The organism is Segatella copri, from assembly GCF_009494395.1.
Lineage (GTDB): Bacteria > Bacteroidota > Bacteroidia > Bacteroidales > Bacteroidaceae > Prevotella.
This window is the reverse complement of the sequence record NZ_VZCB01000080.1, coordinates 32,520-54,972: the sequence shown is the minus strand read 5'-3', so window position 1 is coordinate 54,972 and position 22,453 is coordinate 32,520. Positions and strand designations below refer to the sequence as shown.

19 protein-coding genes and 1 pseudogene are annotated in these 22,453 nt (G+C 47.8%); 3 read left to right on the top strand and 17 right to left on the bottom strand.

Annotated elements, in window-relative coordinates; translation table 11 throughout:
* Positions 1 to 20: 20 nt before the first annotated feature.
* From F7D73_RS11315 to F7D73_RS11295, 5 genes are all read right to left on the bottom strand, one after another.
* Positions 21 to 1,514, bottom strand: a complete 1,494-nt coding sequence (locus F7D73_RS11315) for an oligosaccharide flippase family protein (protein WP_153124785.1) — start codon at positions 1,512 to 1,514, stop codon at positions 21 to 23.
* A 136-nt stretch (positions 1,515 to 1,650) separates the two neighbouring features.
* A complete protein-coding gene (locus tag F7D73_RS11310; protein WP_153124783.1) occupies positions 1,651 to 2,187 on the bottom strand; it encodes a 30S ribosomal protein S16 in 537 nt (178 codons plus the stop codon).
* Positions 2,188 to 2,348: 161 nt separating this feature from the next.
* Positions 2,349 to 2,819 carry a DUF4293 domain-containing protein gene (locus tag F7D73_RS11305; RefSeq protein ID WP_153124781.1) on the bottom strand — a complete coding sequence of 157 codons (471 nt, stop codon included), beginning with the start codon at positions 2,817 to 2,819 and terminating at the stop codon, positions 2,349 to 2,351.
* An 18-nt stretch (positions 2,820 to 2,837) separates the two neighbouring features.
* Positions 2,838 to 3,191, bottom strand: a complete 354-nt coding sequence (locus tag F7D73_RS11300; RefSeq protein WP_153124780.1) for a DNA-directed RNA polymerase subunit omega — start codon at positions 3,189 to 3,191, stop codon at positions 2,838 to 2,840.
* A 58-nt stretch (positions 3,192 to 3,249) separates the two neighbouring features.
* Positions 3,250 to 4,110, bottom strand: a complete 861-nt coding sequence (locus F7D73_RS11295; protein ID WP_153124777.1) for an outer membrane protein assembly factor BamD — start codon at positions 4,108 to 4,110, stop codon at positions 3,250 to 3,252.
* Positions 4,111 to 4,246: 136 nt separating this feature from the next.
* Between F7D73_RS11295 and uvrB the strand changes: the two genes are divergently transcribed.
* Positions 4,247 to 6,370, top strand: coding sequence for an excinuclease ABC subunit UvrB (gene uvrB / locus F7D73_RS11290; RefSeq protein ID WP_153124776.1), 2,124 nt, complete (start codon positions 4,247 to 4,249; stop codon positions 6,368 to 6,370).
* A 52-nt stretch (positions 6,371 to 6,422) separates the two neighbouring features.
* Here uvrB and F7D73_RS11285 read toward each other — a convergent pair whose 3' ends face one another.
* From F7D73_RS11285 to F7D73_RS11240, 10 genes are all read right to left on the bottom strand, one after another.
* Positions 6,423 to 7,010, bottom strand: a complete 588-nt coding sequence (locus F7D73_RS11285) for an IMPACT family protein (protein WP_119249538.1) — start codon at positions 7,008 to 7,010, stop codon at positions 6,423 to 6,425.
* Positions 7,010 to 8,344 carry a DUF1015 domain-containing protein gene (locus tag F7D73_RS11280; RefSeq protein WP_153124774.1) on the bottom strand — a complete coding sequence of 445 codons (1,335 nt, stop codon included), beginning with the start codon at positions 8,342 to 8,344 and terminating at the stop codon, positions 7,010 to 7,012. Before F7D73_RS11280 ends, F7D73_RS11285 begins: the two co-directional genes overlap by 1 nt.
* A 146-nt stretch (positions 8,345 to 8,490) precedes the next feature.
* Positions 8,491 to 9,408, bottom strand: coding sequence for an NAD(P)-dependent oxidoreductase (locus F7D73_RS11275; RefSeq protein ID WP_153124772.1), 918 nt, complete (start codon positions 9,406 to 9,408; stop codon positions 8,491 to 8,493).
* 73 nt (positions 9,409 to 9,481) lie between these two features.
* Complete coding sequence (gene serC, locus F7D73_RS11270; protein WP_153124770.1) at positions 9,482 to 10,552, bottom strand: 3-phosphoserine/phosphohydroxythreonine transaminase; 1,071 nt, start codon at positions 10,550 to 10,552, stop codon at positions 9,482 to 9,484.
* Positions 10,553 to 10,896: 344 nt separating this feature from the next.
* The gene (locus tag F7D73_RS11265; RefSeq protein WP_153124768.1) at positions 10,897 to 12,216 is read right to left on the bottom strand and encodes a DEAD/DEAH box helicase; all 1,320 of its coding nucleotides are present in this window, start codon (positions 12,214 to 12,216) and stop codon (positions 10,897 to 10,899) included.
* 32 nt (positions 12,217 to 12,248) lie between these two features.
* A complete protein-coding gene (locus F7D73_RS11260) occupies positions 12,249 to 13,469 on the bottom strand; it encodes a tetratricopeptide repeat protein (protein WP_437182320.1) in 1,221 nt (406 codons plus the stop codon).
* A gap of 115 nt (positions 13,470 to 13,584) precedes the next feature.
* Positions 13,585 to 14,694, bottom strand: coding sequence for a DUF6057 family protein (locus tag F7D73_RS11255; protein ID WP_153124766.1), 1,110 nt, complete (start codon positions 14,692 to 14,694; stop codon positions 13,585 to 13,587).
* Between the two features lie 14 nt (positions 14,695 to 14,708).
* Positions 14,709 to 16,811, bottom strand: coding sequence for an alpha amylase C-terminal domain-containing protein (locus F7D73_RS11250; RefSeq protein WP_153124764.1), 2,103 nt, complete (start codon positions 16,809 to 16,811; stop codon positions 14,709 to 14,711).
* A gap of 56 nt (positions 16,812 to 16,867) precedes the next feature.
* Positions 16,868 to 17,311: a YhcH/YjgK/YiaL family protein gene (locus F7D73_RS11245; protein WP_153124763.1), complete on the bottom strand. Its 444-nt coding sequence runs from the start codon at positions 17,309 to 17,311 to the stop codon at positions 16,868 to 16,870.
* 181 nt (positions 17,312 to 17,492) lie between these two features.
* On the bottom strand, positions 17,493 to 18,596 hold the full coding sequence (locus F7D73_RS11240; RefSeq protein ID WP_153124794.1) for a phosphatidylinositol-4-phosphate 5-kinase: 1,104 nt from the start codon (positions 18,594 to 18,596) through the stop codon (positions 17,493 to 17,495).
* A gap of 278 nt (positions 18,597 to 18,874) precedes the next feature.
* Here F7D73_RS11240 and F7D73_RS11235 point away from each other — a divergent pair, with 278 nt between their 5' ends.
* The gene (locus F7D73_RS11235) at positions 18,875 to 19,582 is read left to right on the top strand and encodes a LytR/AlgR family response regulator transcription factor (protein ID WP_194256906.1); all 708 of its coding nucleotides are present in this window, start codon (positions 18,875 to 18,877) and stop codon (positions 19,580 to 19,582) included.
* Positions 19,583 to 19,619: 37 nt separating this feature from the next.
* On the opposite strand, the gene F7D73_RS16080 is transcribed toward F7D73_RS11235, so the two are convergent.
* Together F7D73_RS16080 and F7D73_RS16235 are read right to left on the bottom strand one after the other, a co-directional pair.
* Complete coding sequence (locus tag F7D73_RS16080) at positions 19,620 to 20,291, bottom strand: HAD family hydrolase (RefSeq protein WP_334645066.1); 672 nt, start codon at positions 20,289 to 20,291, stop codon at positions 19,620 to 19,622.
* Positions 20,292 to 20,357: 66 nt separating this feature from the next.
* Positions 20,358 to 20,612 (bottom strand): annotated as a pseudogene (locus tag F7D73_RS16235) (carbohydrate-binding module family 20 domain-containing protein); the annotation flags it as partial.
* A 687-nt stretch (positions 20,613 to 21,299) separates the two neighbouring features.
* Here F7D73_RS16235 and mltG point away from each other — a divergent pair.
* Positions 21,300 to 22,346: an endolytic transglycosylase MltG gene (gene mltG / locus F7D73_RS11225; RefSeq protein WP_153124757.1), complete on the top strand. Its 1,047-nt coding sequence runs from the start codon at positions 21,300 to 21,302 to the stop codon at positions 22,344 to 22,346.
* Positions 22,347 to 22,453: the final 107 nt, after the last annotated feature.

Sequence of the window (22,453 nt, the reverse complement as noted above, 5' to 3'; positions counted from 1 at the left end):
ATGATGACAGGCGCCAGTCATCATTTTCCCTTCAGCGAACGCCTGATACGGGAGAAACTGTACAGCAGGGAAGCCGCACAGAGAAAAAGACCCAACAGCCAATAGCACCATGAATCTACCTCAGATAACCATACTACACAACCCAACAAGAGCAGATTCAATACATGAACCAACAGATGCTGGACCGACGGAAAACTCAGGCGATAGGCATAATGGATGCGGCAGAAGACATAAACACCTATCGACTCTACGGCGTAAGCTACGACAATGCCCGCTCCCAGACCGTCCAGTCCGTGAAGCAGATAGCCGATGATTTCGCAGACGATGAGCAACACCACGCAACAGCTCTCCTGCACCAGGAACACACGAGCCTCGCCCCTGGACAGCGGAATGTACTCCAGAGGCATGTAGAACGCCTTGAACAGCAAGCCAACAGCTGCAATCTGAGTCATCCCCACCACACCCAGAAACTCCCAGTTGTAGAGCAGCGGAATGGCAATGGGCAGCAGCAGGATGATGGCGCTGATGATGGGCCCCATCAGCAGAAGATTCATCTCCAACTGACGGTTGACGATCAGATTGCGGTTTTCAGCCTCTGATGTTGCGCTTCCTTCTCCCCTTGCAGCAGAAAGACGAGGATAATAATCGGTCTCCATCACCGAGAAAACCATGCCGCCATAGACCAGCACCAGGGTAATGCCTGAATTGAAAAGTCCTACCTCAGCCAGGTTGCCCTGGTGGTTGAGAAAGGCTCTGACCAGAAACTCAGCCCCGCTGCTCATCATCCCAGCCAGCACAAAGGAGAGTCCGAGACGGATCATCGGGAAAGCCTTGAGCAGCTGGATTCGGGAAAGGCACAGGCGGAAGGGATGCTCCTTTCGCGAAAACGAAAGGGCGAGGAGCCACTGAGCCAGTGCCAGCAGAAAGAGCACTGCGAGAATGCCGCTCTCGCCAAAGAAGCCGTAAACGGGTACGGAAACGAGCAGGGAAAGGAGAGACAGGGCAAATGCCTGCGCAGCCAGCGACTTCAGCTTGCCCAAACCCTTGAGGATAGCCGTTTCGCCACCGGCAAGAATCGTGAAGAAAATGGTAGGAGCCAGCAGCACGAAATGGTAGGTATGATTGCCCCAGGAAAAGGTGAAGAGATTGAGGAGAGGACCGAGAAGGGCGCAGACCAGCGCACCCAGAAGGGCAGAAAGCAGACTGAGCGTGCGGACTTGAGAAATCGCCTGCTCTACCCCATTCCGGGCTTCAGCCTCGGAAACCACCCTGACGCCACTGGTAGGAATGCCGAGATTGGTGGCGGAGGTAAGAAAACCGGAAGTTGCATTGAAAAGAGACAGCAATCCCATGCCGGATGGTCCCAGGAACATGGCGGTAAACTTATTCCTCACAATACCCACGAGCATGTTGAGTCCCTGTACGCCTCCCAGCAATCCGGTATATTTCAGTATATGAGAGTAGCTGTTCTTTTCAGCCTCCATCTCATGATTAGTTTCCTTTGTCTTTTCCATATTATCTAAACGGAATTCCCGGCGGTTTATTGCAGGAATTTGCAGGAATAAAAACAACAAAAAAAGGCCGACACCCTTTAAAAAAGAGTAATCGACCTTATACTTTTCAATCTTCAAAGAAGATTCATTCAGAAGATTAAGCCTCAGCTGGAGCCTCCTCAGAAGCCTCCTCAGCAGCCTTAGCAGCTTCAGCCTCTGCCTTAGCAGCAGCCTCAGCAGCCTTCTTCTCAGCTACCTTCTTAGCGATTGCCTCGTTCATCTTCTTCTCAGCCTCGAGCTCCTTAGCAGCAGCTTCCTTCTTAGCCTTAGCATCGCCCTCACGAACAGCAGTATTCTTAGCGTCCTTGCCGTTCTTCCAAGCGTCGAAACGCTTCTGAGCCTCTGCATCGTCGAATGCGCCCTTCTTAACGCCACCCTTGAGGTGCTTCATCAAGTAAACGCCCTCGCCCTTGAGGATGTTGCGAACTGTGTCTGTTGGCTGTGCACCTGTCTCTACCCAGTAGAGAGCGCGCTCGAAATTCAAATCTACAGTAGCAGGATTGGTGTTAGGATTGAATGTACCAATCTTCTCAGTAAATTTACCATCACGTGGTGCTCTAACGTCAGCGATTACGATGCTGTAGAAAGCATAGTTCTTACGACCGCCGCGCTGCAATCTGATCTTTGTTGCCATTTTTTAAATCTTAAATTTTAATTTAATTAATATATATGAGGTTTGAATTTTATGCTGCCATCTCGTGACAGCGGGTGCAAAGGTACAACTTTTATTTGGTACCCACAAATTTTATCCTATTTTTATAGGCTTTTTTAGCATTTCTTTTAAGAATCAGCCCCTTATCGGATGCGATCTGCCGCTTTTACCAGCTTTTCGTCGTCATTGACGCCCTTATAGGCCATTGCCAGAAGGATGATGCTGACGATAGGCAGGCAGGCTGCAAACTCGATGTTCACCTTGCCCTCTACCTCAGGAACCGGAATGATGCCGAAGAGAATCAGGGCATAGTCGAGAACCCAGAGCGCATTGAGCAGCATGGCATTCTTGCAGATTGACATCTGGACCTTGCGATTCTTATAAAGGAATATCGTTACCAACGATAGTATCGCTGTTACGCTGAGCAGGACAAACAACGGGATGCAGGTGGTAGAGATAGCGAGACCGCCATCACCCATCACCACTCCCAGATTGTAAATCAGACTGTCGGCACCCATTCCCTTCGGCTCAACGCTGCCTACTGGCAGGAACAGGCAGAGCGCACATACGATGACTGCCAAAAGCAGAAACAGAGTCTGTTTGCGCTGTATCATATCTTTTCTTTCCCTTTATTACAACTCATTGACTGTAGTAGCAGCAGGACGATACTCTTTAGAGGGGTCGCGCCAGAAGATGCTGTTCTCGATAAACTCCTGAGTAGCGATCAATGTTGGCTTTGGCAACTTCTCGTAGTAGCGAGAGATTTCAATCTGCTCACGGTTCTCGAATACCTCCTCCAAAGAATCGTTGTAAGAAGCAAACTCCTGGAGCTTCTTGCTCAGGTCCTGCTTGATTTCAACCGAAATCTGGTTGGCACGCTTAGCAATGATAGCTACGCTTTCATAAATGTTTTGAGTTTCATCACAGAGGTCCATGATGTTACGAGTAACTGTGTTTACTGGTGCATTTGATTTCTTGTAATCCATAATTATAGTACTATTATTATTCTTTTTTTCGATTATTACCTTATTATATATATGCGCTCTAGTTCTCGGCAAGCTTTTCGAGCGAATCCTCAGGATGAGCCTTCTCATACTCCTTGCATTTCTCGATATACTTCTCGGCAAGCGAGCGCTCCTTTGAATCAGGATATTCATTGATGAAGCCGTAGCACTCATCCTCAGCGTCCTGATAACGCTCCAGCTGCTTGCTCTCCACACTCATCTTGGCGAGTTCGTACTTGCTTTTCATTACGAGCGAAGCAAACTCCTCACGGCGGTTACTGTAAGGATAGTCCTTCAGGGCATTCTGCGCTGTGACGATGCAAGCCTCATAGTTGTTGCCGCCGTTGGTGCAGTTGCCGAAGTAGGTTCCCAAATCGAAGTAGAGACGGGCGCTCTTGTATTCCTTCTCCACAAGCAGATCCTGCAGGGCATAGAGACGGCTGGTGGCCTGAGACTTGAGATGAGCATCAGGGAAGATGTCGAGATACTCCTGGAAGGCAGCGATGGCAGTCATCGTGGTGCTCTGGTCCAATCGAGGCTCCGGAGCATTCTGGAAGAGACTCTCGCCCACGTAATACTTGGCATTCTCAGCGTAGCGACCCTTCGGATAGGAAGAGAAATACTTCTTGAAGTATTCGGATGCGGTCTCGTAATCCTTCATTCCGAACTCCGACATGGCAAGCATATAGAGGCATTCCTCGCCCTCGGTAGAACCCTTCTTCATGGTAACGACTTCCTGCAGGAGAGGTACGGCACGGGAATACTTGCCCTGAGCATAACACTGCTTGGCATACTCGTACTTCAAAGTATAATCACCCAATTTGGTGATCTGGTTATATTCGTTCACACAGCTGGTCATCAGCAGTGCTACGCATGTTGCGATAAGAGTCAATTTCTTCATAATTCTCATTTTGAGATGCAAAGTTACTCATAATTTACTTATTATCAAAAGAAAAAATACATTTTTTCGCAAAATATTAATCTTTATAACGATTAATGGCGATTTTTTTGTATTTTTGCACCTAAATTCAGTGATTATGGACTTTAAAATTACATCAGAATACAAACCGACGGGCGACCAGCCACAGGCTATCCGACAGCTTACCGAAGGCATTGAGCAGGGTGAGCCGGCGCAGGTACTGCTGGGCGTTACCGGTTCGGGAAAGACCTTTACGGTTGCCAATGTCATCGCAAACATCGGCAAACCAACGCTTATCCTGAGCCATAACAAGACGCTCGCCGCACAGCTCTATCAGGAGATGAAGGGATTCTTCCCTGAGAACGCCGTAGAATACTACGTATCCTACTACGACTACTATCAGCCGGAAGCCTACCTGCCAACCACCGATACATACATCGAGAAAGACCTCGCCATCAACGATGAGATAGACAAGCTGCGACTGGGAGCCGTCTCTGCCCTACTCTCCGGCAGGAAAGACGTCATCGTGGTTTCATCCGTATCATGCATCTACGGTATGGGCGGACCGGTGGCGATGCAGGAAAACATCATCAAAATCAAGAAGGGACAGACGCTGGACCGCAACGAATTCCTGCGGAAGCTGGTGGACGCCCTCTACGTGAGAAACGACATCGAACTGCAACGCGGCAACTTCCGGGTGAAGGGAGAAACCGTTGACATCTTCATGGCTTACAGCGACAACGTGCTGAGAGTAACCTGGTGGGACGACGAGATAGACAGCATCGAGGAGGTGGATTCGATGACCTATCACCGTCTGGCTTCGTTCGAAACCTACGAGATTTATCCTGCCAACCTCTTCGTAACCACGAAGGAGCAGCAGGAATGCGCCATCCGCATGATTCAGGACGACCTGGTGAAACAGGAGGAGTTCTTCAAGAGTATAGGCGACGGAATCAAGGCGCAGCGCATCAAGGAGCGTGTGGAATACGACATGGAGATGATCAAGGAGCTGGGTCACTGTTCGGGCATCGAGAACTATTCGAGATATTTCGACGGCAGAAAGGCTGGCGAACGGCCATACTGTCTGCTGGATTTCTTCCCGAAAGACTTCCTGCTGGTGGTGGACGAGAGCCACGTGAGCATTCCGCAGATTGGCGCCATGTATGGTGGCGACAGGGCGAGAAAGAAGAACCTCGTGGAATATGGTTTCCGATTGCCTGCCGCCTTCGACAACCGTCCGCTGACGTTCGAGGAGTTCCACAGTCTGATTCATCAGGCTATCTACGTCAGTGCCACCCCTGCCGATTACGAGCTGAGAGAGGCTGAGGGCGTGGTGGTAGAACAGCTCATCCGTCCTACGGGCTTGCTGGATCCAGAGATTGAAGTGCGCCCGAGCGAGAACCAGATAGATGACCTGCTGGATGAAATCCTGACCCGCACGCACCGCAATGAGCGAGTGCTCATCACTACGCTTACCAAGCGCATGGCAGAGGAGCTGACGGAATTCCTGCTGAACCATGACGTGAAGGCAGCATATATCCATAGTGATGTGGCTACACTTGACCGAGTAAAGATTATGAACGATTTGCGAGCTGGCGTTTATGATGTACTGGTGGGTGTGAACCTGCTCCGTGAGGGTCTCGACCTTCCTGAAGTTTCGCTTGTAGCCATCCTGGATGCTGATAAAGAGGGATTTCTGCGCAGTCACCGTTCGTTGACGCAGACTGCGGGTCGTGCGGCAAGAAACGTGAACGGCAAGGTAATCATGTATGCAGATAATATTACAGATAGCATGCAGAAGACCATCGACGAAACCGCCCGCAGAAGAAGCATCCAGCTGCAGTATAATGCCGATCACGGCATTACGCCGAAGCAGATTCAAAAGGCGATTACATCCGCCCTGCCAACCAGCAAGGAAGAGGCAGGAAATGGATTGGGAAGTGGTTATGGAAGCGGTTCTGGAAAAGCTTCTGGAGCAGGTTCTGGTATCAATTCTGCATCATTCCGCACTATTCAGGGAGCTGAAGGATCGAAACAGCGAGTTTACATCGAACCAGACAGCACCACGATGGTTGCCGACCCTATCGTCCGCAGCATGAGCAAGGAGGAATTGGAGAAGAGCATCGCCAATACCACCGCCCTGATGAAGCAAGCCGCCAAGGACCTCGACTTCATGCAAGCCGCGCAGTATCGCGATGAAATCATCCGATTGCAGAAGGAATTGGAAGAAAAAAATAATTAATAATTATATGCAAATAGCGTAGAAATCTGATTTGATTTCTACGCTATTATCTTTATTCGAAGGAAAGCTTCTTCAGGCGAGTACGCAACTGCTCGGCTTCGCTCTTTCTGATGGACAACTTGATGGTACAGGTATTGTCAAAAGTCTGATCCACAATACGGGGATTCATCTCCTTGACAATCCTCATCACATCATTCATCATCGGATAAGTGAAATCGTAGGTAACGATTTCCTCCACCTGCTGCGTCACTTCCTCGCAATGCGCCAGAGCATCTATTGCTGCTTCACGATAAGCAACAATCAATCCGCTGGTACCCAACTTCACACCTCCGAAATATCGGATGACGACAATGAGAATATCCGTCAATTCCGCCTTCGTGATTTGTCCAAGGATAGGCTTGCCAGCCGTAGAAGATGGTTCACCATCATCATTGGCACGGAATTCGGTGCGCTCCGGACCCAGCATATAGGCATAACAACAATGTCGGGCATCGTAATATTTCTTACGGTACCCGGCAACAATCTCCTTCACCTCGTCAACGGTCGTAACGTGGTGAGCAAAGGCGAGAAACTTACTCCTTTTCTCGGTGTAATATCCCTCGCCTACTGTATCTGATATAGTCTTAAATTCGTCAATCATTAATCCAACTTGTGAATAATCAATCCGCTACGCAACTTAGGCTCAAACCAGGTTGCCTTTGGTGGCATAATCTTGCCACTGTCAGCAATGTCCATAATCTGCTGCATGGTGACTGGATGCAAGGCTAATGCCATCTTCATCTCACCACTATCTACACGACGCTTCAACTCTCCGAGACCACGAAGTCCACCCACGAAGTCGATGCGCTTATCTGAACGCAAGTCCTTGATGCCCAGAATTTCGTCGAGAATCAGACGGGAAGAAATGTCTACATCGAGCACGCCGATTGGGTCCTCATCATCGTATGTTCCCGGCTTGGCAAACAGACCGTACCATTTGCCGTCCAGATAAACGAGGAAAGAATGGAGAGCGGCTGGCTTCAGGATATCCAAGCCAAACTGCTCGATAGCAGCATCAATGGCAAACTTCTCATAGCATGGGATACCCTCCTCTTCGCCAGATACATTCACATTAATCGCATCAATCTCTATCACCTCGAAGTTCTTGGTCAAGGCATCAAGGAACTGTTCTGATGTCAAGCCATTCAAGTCCTTCACTACTCGGTTGTAATCAAGGATGGTCAACTGGCTAGCCTGGAAGCAGACAGCCATGAAATAGTTGTATTCCTCCTTACCGGTATGGTTAGGATTCTGCTTAGCCTTCTCTGCACCCACCAAAGCAGCGGCTGCCGAACGGTGATGACCGTCAGCTATATAGAGACTAGGCATCTTGGCAAATTCTGCGGTGATGGTCTCAATGTCCTTATCATCGCTGACAATCCAGAACTGATGACGGAAGCCATCAATCGGAGCGATGAAATCATACTCAGGCTCTGTTGCAGCATAGCGCATCAGAATCTCATTGAGCACTGAATTATCAGGATAAGCGAAGAAGACTGGTTCGATATTGGCGTTGCAGACACGAACGTGCTTCATGCGGTCCTCTTCCTTATCACGGCGGGTGAGCTCATGCTTCTTGATGACACCCGTCATATAATCATTAACGTATGCACCCACAACAAGACCATACTGAGTCTTGCCATTCATGGTCTGTGCATAGATATAATACTGTTCCTTATCATCCTGCTTCAACCAGCCGTTCTCCTGGAACTTCTTGAAGTTCTCTGCAGCACTTTCATAGACGCGAGGATCATACTCAGATGTACCTGGTTCGAAGTTGATTTCAGGTTTAATAATATGATAAAGGCTTTTCTCGTTATCGCCAGCCTCGGCACGAGCTTCCTCTGAATCGAGGACATCGTATGGACGAGACTCAACTTGCTCTACTAAATCTTTTGGAGGGCGAATGCCTTTAAATGGTTTAATAATAGCCATAATGTTTTATTTTATAATTAATATTTGAATGTTTCTAAAGTAATTAAACAAAAAGATGACAAGGATTTCCTTCTTTTAAAAAGATAAAAAGCCCATAAAGGGCACTAGCTAAAGCACCCTCTATGAGCTCTCTTATATCCTAAATTTTATTTGTTTACTTGATATTTTGTGCAGCCGTCCTTGAAGAACGCATTGATCTGCTTGGCGGCAGCAATACCGGCATTGATGTTAGCCTCGGCTGTCTGAGCACCCATCTTCTTAGGTGTTGAGAAGTAGCGACCCTCGAACTTGGCGAAGTCGGCATCAGCATCTGGCTTGATGTCGGTAATGAACTTCAAGTCCTCACGCTCAGCGAGAAGCTTCAGGAGCTCTGGCTCATTGATTACCTCCTTGCGGGCAGTGTTGATAAGGATACCACCCTTTGGCAACTGGTTCACGGTCTTGTAGTCGATGCTCTTGATGGTCTCTGGAGTAGCAGGGATATGAAGAGAAACAATGTCGCAAGTCTGGAACAGTTCATCCTGAGACTTCACGGCGTGAACACCGGCAGCCTCAATGACATCTGCTGGGCAGAATGCATCATAGGCAGCTACCTCCATACCGAAGCCCTTGGCGATGCGAGCCACGTTGCGACCCACGTTACCGAAAGCCAGGATACCCAACTTCTTACCCTTCAACTCAGAACCAGCCTTGCCGTTGTAGAAATTACGAACGGTGAAAACCAGCAGACCGAAAACCAACTCGGCAACGGCGTTGGAGTTCTGACCCGGAGTATTCTCAGCCACCACGTTGTGAGCAGTAGCAGCAGCCAGGTCGATATTATCATAACCGGCACCAGCACGAACGATGATCTTCAGGTTCTTGGCAGCGTCAAGCACCTCGGCATCAGCCTTGTCAGAACGGATAATCATCGCGTCCACATCCTTCACTGCCTCGAGAAGCTGAGCCTTCTCAGTATATTTTTCGAGCAGTACGAGTTCATTGCCTGCTCCCTCTATTTCTTTCTTAATGCCCTCGACAGCAGCAGCTGCGAATGGCTTTTCTGTTGCAACTAATACTTTCATACTTGAATCCTTTAAGAATCAATTATCACCAAGGATAATTATAAATTATTAATTGTTAATTATAAATTATCAATTAGTGTTGAGCTTCAAATTCCTGCATTGCCTTGACGAGTGCCTGAACACCCTCCATGGTCTGTGCATTGTAGCAGCTGGCACGGAAACCACCTACAGAACGGTGACCCTTGATACCAACCATACCACGCTCTGTAGCGAAATCGAGGAATGGTTTCTCCAACTCCTTGTACTCATCGTTCATTACGAAGCAGATGTTCATCAAAGAGCGTGAAGCCTCTTCTACAGTACCCTTGAAGAGCTTGTTGCGGTCAATCTCTGTATAGAGAACCTCAGCACGCTCGTGAGCACGCTTGTCAGCAGCCTCAACACCACCGTTGGCCTTCAACCAGCGGAGATTCTCCATCAAGGTATAGATAGGAACTACAGGAGGAGTATTGAACATACTGCCCTTCTCTACGTGAGTGCGATAATCGAGCATGGTAGGAATCTCGCGAGGAGCCTTGCCGAGCATCTCATCCTTCACGACGATGACGGTAACACCTGCCATAGAGAGGTTCTTCTGAGCACCGGCATAGATAGCGGTGTACTTGGAAACATCTACAGGACGGCTCATGATATCTGATGACATATCAGAAATCAATGGAACGTTCACGTCTGGATCTACACGGAGTTCGGTACCATATATAGTATTGTTGCTTGTCAAATGCAAGTAATCACAATCGGCTGGCACATTGTTAGGAACCTGAGGATAGAAAGTGTAGTTGGCGTCGGACGATGATGCGATCTCCACGACCTCACCAAAATGCTTCGCCTCTTTCATTGCCTTCTTGGCCCAAGTACCAGAATTAATGTAGGCAGCCTTCTTGATGAGGAAGTTGGCAGGAATCTGCATGAACTGCAGCGACGCACCACCACCAAGGAAGATTACGGAGTAACCCTCAGGAATGTCAAGAAGCTCCTTGAAAAGGGAGACAGCCTCGTCAACAACTGGCTGGAAATCCTTAGCACGGTGGCTGATTTCCATCAATGAAAGACCTGAACCATTAAAATCCAAAATCTGCTTTGCTGTGTTCTCAATCACTTCGCGTGGAAGCATTGATGGACCTGCGTTAAAATTGTACTTCTTCATCTTATTATAATTATTTAAGTAATTAATCGTATTTTACTCCTGTTAGCAGGAGACATACATGCGCAATCCACCCATATAGGCTTAGCTGTAAACCTTATGAAAGGACTTACGACTGCGAAATTACATTTTTTATTTGAAACTACCAAATTTTTCTGCACATTTTTAGCATTTTGGGCATAAATCTTTCTTTTTGTCATCAGTTTTAACATATTATCTGCATATTTATGCCCTAAATTACAATTTATAACCTAAAAAGCCTCATCTGGAAACAGATTCCAAGATGAGGCTTTTACTAGTTATAAATTTATCTCACATTGCAGTTTTTTTATCCAAAGCCTGAAATTTCATCTCACTTCTTCGACTATCGTCTTGACACCTTTAATCTTTTCGCCCTTCACATTGTTGAGCACGCTCTTCAGCTTAGGACGGGCGATGGCTGCATAGGCGTACCGGTCGTTGACATCAATCTTTCCGATTTCAGAAGAATTCAAGCCACCCTTCTTGCAGAGGAAGCCGAGAATATCGCCCTTGCTGATCTTGTCCTTCTTTCCCTTACCTATATATAAGGTAGCCATCTTCGGCTTGGCTGGTGCCGGCAACTCCTCAACGGCAGGAATCTCGTATTCCTCAACCTCTGCATCCACATATTCCGGAATATGCTCCTCAGGACCCAGCAGGAAGAAGGCTCTACCCTGCGCTTCCCAACGGGCAGTACGACCCACACGGTGAATATAGCCGTCCTCGCTCTCAGGAATGTGGTAATGGATGATGTTGTCAATATCAGGAATATCAAGACCACGGGAAGCCAGGTCGGTGCTCACCAGAATATTGGCGCTGCCATTGCTGAATCGGTAAAGGGAAGCTTCACGCTCCTTCTGCTCCAATCCGCCATGGAAGAATGAAGTGGAGAAACCCTGCTCAACCAGATAGTTGTTGGTGCGCTCCACGCTGTCACGGTAGTTCAGGAAAACGATGGTGCTGGTTTCGCCCAGACTGCGAAGCAATCGACCCAGACTCTCCAGCTTATCCTTCACCGGACTTTCCACCTTATATATATGGACTCGCTCAGGCACCTGCTCCTCGTCCATGCGATAATCTATCTTCTCTACCCTGCCCATGTGGACGAAGCGAGGAATCTCCTCTGCCTCGGTAGCAGAAAGCAGGAAGTGGCGGCGCAAGCCTGGCAAAGACTGGATGAGGCGGCTCATCTCGTCCTGGAAACCCATCTCCAGGCACTTGTCAAACTCGTCGATGACCAGATACTTGATATGATAAGGCGAGAAGTTGCCCTTGCTGAGATGGTCGTTCAATCTACCTGGAGTTCCGAAGATAATCTGCGGACGAACCTGCTTCAGCACCCGATGCTCATCCATCGCAGCACGACCGCCGTAGCAAGCCATGGCACGGAGCCCCGAACCCATATCCTTCAATACGGTAGACGACTGCAAAGCCAGCTCACGGCCGGGAGTAACCACGATTGCCTGCGGCTCATCATCGCCCGCATCCACCAGCTGGGAAAGCGGCAAGAGATAAGCCAGCGTCTTTCCACTGCCCGTAGGCGAAAGAACAATTACATCCTTATTGCCATGTGCAATAGACTGAAAAGCCTCCTGCTGCATCTCGTTCAGCGAGATTCCCAGTTTATTCAATATTCTATCTATCATATTTATTTTCTTTATTATCAATTTTCTAATCCTTATTTTCTGCCCTGGTTCAGCAGCTTGTCAATCTCATCAAATTCCTTACCCATGTTCAGGTTCAGATAGATGGTATAAAGCGGCAAGGCCCACTGGTCCTTCTTGTCGGGCATCATCTTTCTGTATTTCTCCAGATACGGCAGAGCCTTCTTGTAATCGCTCTGAATCTGCGAACGCTGCTTGTTGGACTGTTTCAGGTTCTTGTCCTGCTCCACAGCCATGTTGAAGTAAGCCAATCCAGCATTCAGATAGGTTCCCGGCATAGTATCGTTCTGCGCAATGATCCGGTCGCACACCTTGATGCAATCCTTGTATTGGCAGAGATTGAGCAGCAGGGTGCTCTTGGTGAAGAGATAAATATCATTCACCGAATCTACAGCCAGCGCCTGATTGACCACATCCATTGCAGAATCGAGCTGGTTCCTGTCCGAATAGTATTCCACCAGACGCGGGAAGAAGAACGGGAACTTCGGAGCGCGTGAGAAGCCTTCCTTCAGCGTAGCCACATAGCGGGCAGTATCCTTATCCAGCTTGTAGGTCTCAGCCAGATACTGCAACATATAGTTGTAGTGAACCGTATCCTTCAACGCTTCGTAGGAATGATGCAGGGTAGCCTTGCTGTTCTTCATCTTATAGCCGGAATACACAGCCCAGTAGGCAGCAGTATGGAGCGGCGGATTCTTGCTCTGGAAATCATTGACCTTGAAGAGCGGCTTGTTGGCACAGTCGATGTAGAGGTCGAAGAACTGATAAGCCTCCGGATATTTCTTCTTCTGCAGAAACCAGACTCCACCGTTGTAGATATTGGGACGGATGCGCTTGAGATATTCAGCATGCGCCTTGCGATACTCAATATCCACCTTGCCCTTCCGGTTAGGAACCATCTCTACCGAGTCCAGCCCCTGGGCAATGAGAAACATCTGCCTGCCAAGATTGAAAAGCTGGGCAGTATCATACTTCTGCTTGAGATAGAGCTTTTCATTGCCCTGTTCATACTGCTTTCTGACAGCATCAAAGAGCGTAACCCAAATCTTCTTGTTGCCCAGGTTAGCCGAATCCTTCAAGAGTTTTTCCATGCTAGCCTGTGCCTTGTTCAGGTCCTTGCCCGCCTTGACCTGATCACGGGCAGCCGTAATCTCCTTCTTCTGAGCCTGCATCACCGATGGAAGCCCGAAGAAAAAGACTATTGTAAACATCCATATGTATTTCAATCTTGTCATTTTCTAATCTCTTTATATAATAAAATCCCAATCTCTTACTGCAATATGATTTTATCTCTCAGAGACATTTTTTTATCTTACAGAGATATTATTTTATCTCTCAGAGATATTCTCCTTACTTACTGCAGTAGTCGAAATAATACCAGTACGTGTTGCCGTAGGTGTCACGGATGGCAGTCTGCATTTCCTGCCTGTTCGTATACTTGTGTTCCATCTGCTGATAGTCCTGGAAATCAGTATCAACCACATTGTCGTGATACTCGATGACAGGCTTGCTGCGACGATGGATGTAGAGCGTCAGAGCCTCCTTGTAATGGGTAGGGAGCTTGGCGGTCTTCACATCATAATGCTTGCACAGAGCCACGACAAACTGATCCAGCTTCTTGTCGAGCAGCAGCGCACAGAGCTTGTAATCTTCCGGCTTGCGATATACCAGATGCTGCATCTTCATCGAATCGGTAGGCTCCTGCATCCAGCGGTGAGATCTCCACATCAATGACTTCACGGTAACGCTGTCGGGCAACATTGCCTTGCTGCCACCAACCAGCGGATAGGAAAACAGCTTGTCGGCAAGTTCACCCGTATGATGCAGACAGGCTATGCGCAGCATGGTCAGCGAGGAATCGGTCTGCAAGGACTTTCTGCCCACCTTCAGCGCTTCAGCATAATTCTTCTGCTTCATCAACCGCTCCATCTTCATACGTTCATGGAACAGACGGTCGTTGCTTGCCACAAAGCTCATCACGACAATCATCACCACCATCTGGAAGAGGTTGAGCCACATATACTTGGAAAGCCAGCCGCTGCTATGAGGTTCCTGTTCCAATGGTTCCAGTTGCCTGATGACCCATACCGCTCCGCCGAAAGCCAGAAGGCACAAGGGAGCCACTATCCACCAGGCACCGAGGGAATGATGAATATCCACATCCGTAGGAATGTCGGTGATGATGGTGAGAATCAGGAAGGAAGGAAAATACGTAAGAGCATGAAAGCGGCGCTTTACCTGAGTTAACGCATAGACGCCCAAATGCAGGACATAAAGTACCAACGTAATCAGCAGCGGGGCGACTGTATAGCTATAGTCGGTTTTACCATCACTCAGCACATGCTGGGCAACGGCTAATACATCTGCCTGGTAAAAAGCCAGGTAGCAATAAACAAAAATGATAAAGACAATAGCACAAGCGAAGTGCATCTTCGCTGTGCTATTCTTTTTATTTCCCATAAAATTTATCTACATTAATTTTTCTTCAGCACCAATGCTGTACGGGCTGGCAGATAGAGCTTCAGCCACTCCTTGCGGTCGTTCACGTAAAGTGGATCGTAAGTCGTGAGATGGGTCAGCTCATCATCATTCAAGCCGTTGCCGCCGAATGCCTTGTTGTCCGTATCAAGCACTACGCTGTAGGCGCCTGTAGGAACAAGGAAACCGTAATCGGTAAACGAACGGGTTGGCGAGAAGTTGAACACGAAGAGCAAATCGCCTCGCATGTAGGCTAGAACCTGATCTCCATCATTGTGCCAGATCTCTACAACTGGTGTCTTGTTAAAATTCTTTTCGCTCGTAATCGTTTTGAGCATTGCTTTATCGAAATCGCCTAAGTAGTGGTAGCACAATTCCTTATTGTCTACCAGGTTCCACTGGCGACGGGCATACTTATAGCTCCAGCCATTACCCTCGCGAGGGAAGTCAATCCATTCCGGATGACCGAACTCATTACCCATGAAGTTCAGGTAACCGCCATTGATGGTGGATGCTGTAGCCAGACGGATCATCTTGTGAAGGGCAATACCGCGGTGGGCAACATCGTTCTCATCTCCCTTCTTGAAATGCCAGTACATATCAGCATCAATGAGACGGAAGATGATGGTCTTGTCGCCTACCAGTGCCTGGTCATGACTCTCGCAGTAAGAGATGGTCTTCTCGTCGGCACGGCGGTTCTTGATTTCCCAGAAGATGCTGGATGGCTTCCAGTCTTCATCCTTCAATTCCTTGATGGTCTTGATCCAGTAGTCAGGAATGTTCATCGCCATGCGGTAGTCGAAGCCATAGCCGCCGTCTTCAAACTTGGCTGCCAGTCCTGGCATTCCGCTCACCTCCTCGGCAATGGTAATCGCATTCTTGTTCACCTCATGAATCAGACTGTTGGCAAGGGTAAGATAACAGATGGCGTTATCGTCCTCATGACCGTTGAAGTAATCGCCGTAGTTGCAGAATGCCTCACCCAATCCATGGCTGTAATACAGCATAGAAGTTACACCATCGAAGCGGAAGCCGTCGAAATGGAACTCTGTAAGCCAGTACTTGCAGTTGCTCAGCAGGAAGTGGATTACCTCGTTCTTGCCGTAGTCGAAGCAGAGGCTGTCCCAGGCAGGATGCTCATGACGGTCGCCAGGATAGAAATACTGGTTAGGATCGCCGGCAAGATTACCAAGGCCTTCCACCTCGTTCTTCACTGCATGAGAGTGGACGATGTCCATGATGACGGCAATACCGTTCTGATGGGCAGTATCAATGAGATCCTTCAACTCTTCAGGAGTACCGAAACGGCTGCTGGCTGCAAAGAAGCTGCTCACATGATAACCGAAAGAACCATAATATGGATGTTCCTGGATAGCCATGATCTGGATGCAGTTGTAACCGTCCTCGATGATGCGAGGCAATACATTCTCCTTGAACTCAGTATAGGTTCCAACCTTCTCTGCATCCTGGCTCATACCGATATGGCACTCATAAATCAAGAGCGGAGTGGTCTTTGCCTTGAAAGTCTTCTTCTTCCACTTGTAAGGCTCTGGATTCCAAACCTGCGCAGAGAAAATCTTGGTCTGCTCATCCTGTACTACGCGCTGAGCCCATGCAGGGATTCGCTCGCCTTCGCCACCTTCCCAGTGCACCTTCATCTTGTAGAGGTCACCGTGCTTCAATGCCTTCTCAGGAAGCTTCAGCTCCCAGTTACCAGAGTTCTTCAGTCTCTTGGCACGATACTTCTCTGTCTCCTTCCAGTCGTTGAAGTCACCGATGAGATAGATATCTGTAGCGTTAGGCGCCCACTCACGGAACACCCATCCCTTCTCTGTCTTGTGAAGGCCGAAGTATTCGAAGCCATTGGCAAAATCGCTCAGGGTGGTCTTGCCGTTGTTGGTAAGCTGGCCCATCTTCCAGAGCACGTGGTCGTGGCGGCCGCGGATAGCATCCTCGTAGTCTGCCAGGTAAGGATCGTTCTTTACAAGTCCTATATGTTTAACAGCAGCAGCCTTGGTTGTTTTCTTGCAGGCAGTCTTCTTGCAGGCTGCCTTCTTGGCTGTTGTCTTCTTAGCTGTAGTCTTCTTTTCTGTTGCCATGGATTATAGATTTAAATATTTATATTTATGTGTATTCGATTGTGAACTTGCCCAGATTAAGCCTTGATCTTGAAGATAGCCTTGTGGATGGCGCCCTTGCCGATACATGGCTGATGACCGTCCTCTGGCCAGAAGATGGCAAACTGACCCGGCTTGCAGGTAACGAGCGTCTGCGCCTTCACGCCAGGATACTTGGTGATATCCTTTGCCTCGTTGTACTCTACCTCTGGAAGGTCCTTCAAAGGAGTATATCCGTAGGTTTCCTCATTATCAAGTGGAATCTGGATATCGATCATCTTGCGATGAGTCTCGATAACAGCATCCTCCTCGTCCTTACCCTGAGCCTCAGCAATATTCAGAAAAAGGTCGGCGCCCTGAATAGGATGCTTACCTGCCTCAAGCTGAGTGAGATCGTTCTCCTTAATAAACTTCACCACTTCCGGGAAGAGTGGATTGAGAGAAATATATCTCTCCAAATTGTCTAATGTATCAACTATCATAGTCTTACTTTGAACTTTGAGATTTGAACATGGAACTTTGAACTCGGAACATTGAACATTGAACTTTATGATATGTCCGCTGTTCAGTATCTCGTTATTAATTCATATTATTCCTATTTATTATTTCTTTATTATTCCTATTTTTCCGATTAATCTTCTTTATTAGTTCTATTAAATTCGATTAATCTTCGAAACGCTTGCCGTTTTCGTAGGTTCCCTTGGCTGTAACCTGACCATTGCGGTCTTTCTCTACGAATCTGCCGTCACGCATGTCGTTGCGATAGTTGCCCTCGAAACGCTTGCCGTTCTTATCTTCCTCAATGCAGGCTCCTTCGCGCTTGCCCTTACGGTAGACTCCCTTGAAGCGGCGACCGTCGGCATAGTGAATCACCACATTGCCCTCTACATGACCGTTGCGGAATTCACCCTCGTAAATATCACCGTTCTTCTTGGTCAGCTTGCCCCTTCCGTTCTGCAGGTCATCCTTCCAGGAACCAACATAGATGTCTCCGTTCTTCCATACGAAAGTACCCTGACCGGAACGCTGACCGTCGAGAAACTGTCCTGTATACTTGGAGCCGTTCATCGAACGGAAAATGCCTTCACCGGTACGTTCGCCCTGAACATAATCGCCTTCATAGACATCACCGTTGTGGAATTTGTAGATTCCCTTGCCGTCCTGGATATCATCCTTCCAGTCGCCATTGTAGACATCACCGTCAGCATACTTGAATACGCCTTTTCCGGAACGCTGGTTGTTCACCCACTGACCGTCGTAGGTAGTACCGTCACCCCAATTGAAAAAACCGTTGCCATTCTTCATGTCGTTCATCCACTGGCCCTTATACTGGGCACCATTGGAATAGGTATAGGTTCCTCTACCCTGTCGCTTGTCCTTATACCAGTCGCCGTCGTATCTGTCACCATTATAATAATACATGACTCCATGACCGTGCTGGAAGTCTCTGAACCAGAGTCCTACATACTTGTTATTATTCTGAAAATAGAAAGTACCCTTGCCATGCTGCTGGTCCTGCATCCACTGACCTTCGTACTTTTCACCGTCAGAGAAAGTATATACGCCATATCCTTCACGCTTTCCTTTCTGGTAAGCGCCTTCGTAAGTATCGCCGTTCGGATAGACGGCAGCACCCTTGCCCTGAGGCTTTCCGCTTACCATTTCGCCCTTGTACTGACCACCGTCACGGGTGATGCAGGAACCCAGCGAAATCTTCTGGGCGAAGGTAGATACCGGACTGAGACAGAGAGCCAACGCCAGAAGCATCTGCTTTCCGTTCTGCCAGAAAAATCTACACGCCGAAGATGACTGATTGACGTTGTCTGCTATAGATTTCTTATTATATTTCTTTTTCATATACAGTAATCTCATGTTTCAATCCCCAAAGTTATAAGTTTTTCGTCAAATGACCAAATAGATTAAACAAATTTAAGTTTATAAGAAGAAAAATAATTATTAACGCAAAAAAATCGAAACACAATACAATATATAAATAAGAAATGCGTTTATACCGAAAAATATATTTTAAACCACAACAAACGCTTATGATTTTAAACTGTGCAATTATAGATGAAGATCCTACTGCACTGGAGCAGTTGAAGAAATACGTAGACGAAACACCTACGCTGAATCTTATCGGCGCCTACCCTTCTGCCATTGATGCAGTAGACGGCATACGCCACAGTCATCTCGACATCCTGTTCCTGGCCATCCACATGCAGCAAATCAGTGGACTGGAATTCGCCAAGGTGGTACCTAAGAACGTCAAGATCATCTTCACTACAGCCTTCAAGGAGTATGCCATCGAAGCCTACAAGGTTCACGCTTTCGACTATCTGCTGAAGCCTATCAGCTATCCAGACTTCATGGACTCCTGCAAGAAGGTTTTCGAATCCTACATGCAGGACGACAAATACAATCCTATCAAACGCGACAAGTTCCTGATCGTGAAGAGCGATTATAAATATGTACGCATACCGTTCGATAAGATTCTCTTCGTAGAAAGCCTGAAGGATTACATCCTCTTCCATCTGGAAGGAATGGAGAACGTATCCACCCTGGGCAACCTCAAGCATCTGGAAGAACGACTTCCAAAAGAGAAATTCAGAAGAATACACCGTTCCTATCTTGCCAACATGACCAAGTTCGACGTCATCGAACGGGGCAAGCTGATATACGGATCGCTGGGCATTCCTATCTCTGACACCTTCAGCGATGTTGTAAAAACCTATATTGATGAGCATTCTGTATGATGCTCATCAATACTTTTTATATAATATCCGACAATCATCAGAGCAGCTGGTCAGGAGCACTGACATAGATAGTTGCCCCATGCTCTGACAGGAAATCGCAGTCGCGGAAGCCCCAGAGCACGCTGATGCAAGGCATGTGACTGTTGCGTGCCGTCATCACGTCCACATCACTGTCACCGATATATACAGCAGTCTCCCTGTCCGCATGCAACAGTCTGAGTGCTTCGTTCACGGTGTCCGGAGCCGGCTTCTTCTCAATGCCCTCCCGTTCACCGATGGCTACGTCTACAAGGTCTCCGAAGAAATGGCGGCAGAGTTCCTCCGTAGCAGCATAGAACTTGTTGCTGACCACGGCGATGTTCTTGCCGCGCGCCTTCAGCTCTTTCAGCATGTCCATGATTCCAGGATAAGGAGCAGTCTCGTCCAGATTATGAACCATATAATGATTTCGGAAGTCCTGGAACACACGGTCGAAATCCACCTCGCCCGACTCCAGCCGTTCCTTTCCTATCGCACGCTCCATCAGCAACTTCACACCGTTGCCCACCATCATTCTCACTTCTTCAATGGAACGCTCAGGCAACTGATTCGCCCGCAGGGCATAATTGCAGCTGGAAGCCAGATCTTCAAGAGATGAAATCAGGGTGCCGTCAAGGTCGAAGACGTATGTCTCAAAGTCAAACTGAGCATGTGGCGGGAACTTCTTGATGCGGAAATCACCGCCATGAAGCACATGAACCTCGTCCTGATAGATACGCTCGTCAAGCGTACGGTTTCCACCATACTCCCAGCGCTTGAATCGCTGGGTGTCCGTATTCACAATGATGTACTTGAATTCTATCGGAGCATCAATCGGAGCCACATTGACCGACAATACCCATTCATGCTTGCCCAGAGACTTCATCTGCAGGAAATGGTCGATGTTCCAGTTGCCCAGCGTAGGATGATTGCCCAATAAGGCAATCGCTTCACCTTCGTGAAGACGGGGAGCATGAACCTTGAAGATGATTGTCTCGCCGAAGAGCGGCATACATTCCATGCGCTCATACGATTCCACATCCACTTTGGGAGTTCTGCCGATGGCTGTAGCCATGCGGGCTGCCGGCTTCTCCTCCAGCCAGAAATCGTCAAAGATATAACTCTTGGAAGAATCATATACGTATACTCTCGGCGAATCAACCGATTCCGTACGGAGCACCTTGCCGTCTTCATCAACCACCGTATAATAATAGTAAATCAGATCAAAGGGATGCTGGCGGTTTTCACGGGTAGAAGTTTCCACCATCCAGTGATAACCATCCCGGGTACTCATCAGGAGTTTCACCTCCTGACTGGCTCCCCTTGAAGAATAAAAGGTGAGATTCACACATAGCATCTCGCCCCAATGAGCCTTATATGGTAAAGAAAAATTTATCTTCATGCTTTCTTTCTCCTAGTTATTCTTATTGATTCAACAAATCACTGTGCAGGAAACCATCAGTATCCCCATCGCACAGGATTTCCGTATGTCGACCGCAAAAGTAAATATTTTTTTTGAAAGAGAAAAAGAGAAACATAAGAAATTGACAACGAGAGAGGCTTTTTAACCTAATTTAATTGACGATACTTTGCCATTTCCCATTTTTGCAGTACTTTTGCAGATAAGAACGCAATATCATGTTTATGATAGGATTGAACAGAAAAAAAGTGAAGCAAAACAAAAATGAATACAAAGAAAATGAAAAAATCAGTTTCTAAGCTCTATCTCTACGGTGCCATCGCATGCATCGTGATAGTTGCCATTGTTGGTTACCTCTACTGCTTCTCCTCTTTCTCGAAGAGCAGCAATACGCAGTATGTCTATATTGACACAGACGACAATATAGACTCTGTATATAAAAAGGTGGAACCGATAGACAACAGTTTCCCGTATCAGGCATTCAAGACCCTGACCCATCACTTCGGATATGCGGAGCATATCCATACCGGACGCTACGCCATCCATCCGGGAGAAGGCGCACTGAAGGTGTGGCGACACATGAAGAACGGACTGCAGGAACCAATCAACCTCACACTGCCTTCCGTACGTACACTGGACAAACTGTCGGTAGAACTCAGCAAGAAGCTGATGATAGACAGCACCTCCATTCTCCAGGCGCTGACCGATGAGGCTACCTGCGAGAAGTATGGTTACGACACCACCACCATCGCCTGCATGTTCATCCCGAACACCTACGACATCTACTGGAACTCATCCGTAGAAAAGCTGCTCGACCGAATGAAGAAGGAAAGCGAGAAGTTCTGGAATGAAGACCGTACGCAGAAGGCAAAGGCTCTGCAGCTGACTCCGGTAGAAGTCATCACCATCGCAAGCATCGTGGACGAAGAAACAGCCAACAACGGCGAGAAGCCGATGATTGCCGGAATGTACTACAACCGCTTCAAGCTGCGCAATGCAGAATATCCGGAAGGAATGCCGCTGCAGGCAGATCCAACCATCAAATACGCCTGGAAGCGATTCGACCTGAAGCGCATCTACAACAATCTGCTGCGCATCAAGAGTCCATACAATACCTATGTGAATCCGGGATTGCCACCAGGACCTATCCGCATCCCTTCAGTAGCTGGCATTGACGCTGTTCTCAACCTCGTCAAGCACGATTATCTCTACATGTGCGCCAAGGAGGATTTCAGCGGCACCCATAATTTTGCACGCACTTATCAGGAGCACCTGCAGAATGCTGCTAAATATTCAAAGGCATTGAATGAAAGAGGTATCAAATAATTAGAAGTATCAATTATTTAGAATACAAGCAGAGAAAACTTGCAAAATATCAGTTATTTTGCAAGTTTTCTTTTTTTTATTTGGCAGTCTGACAAAATAGTTGTACT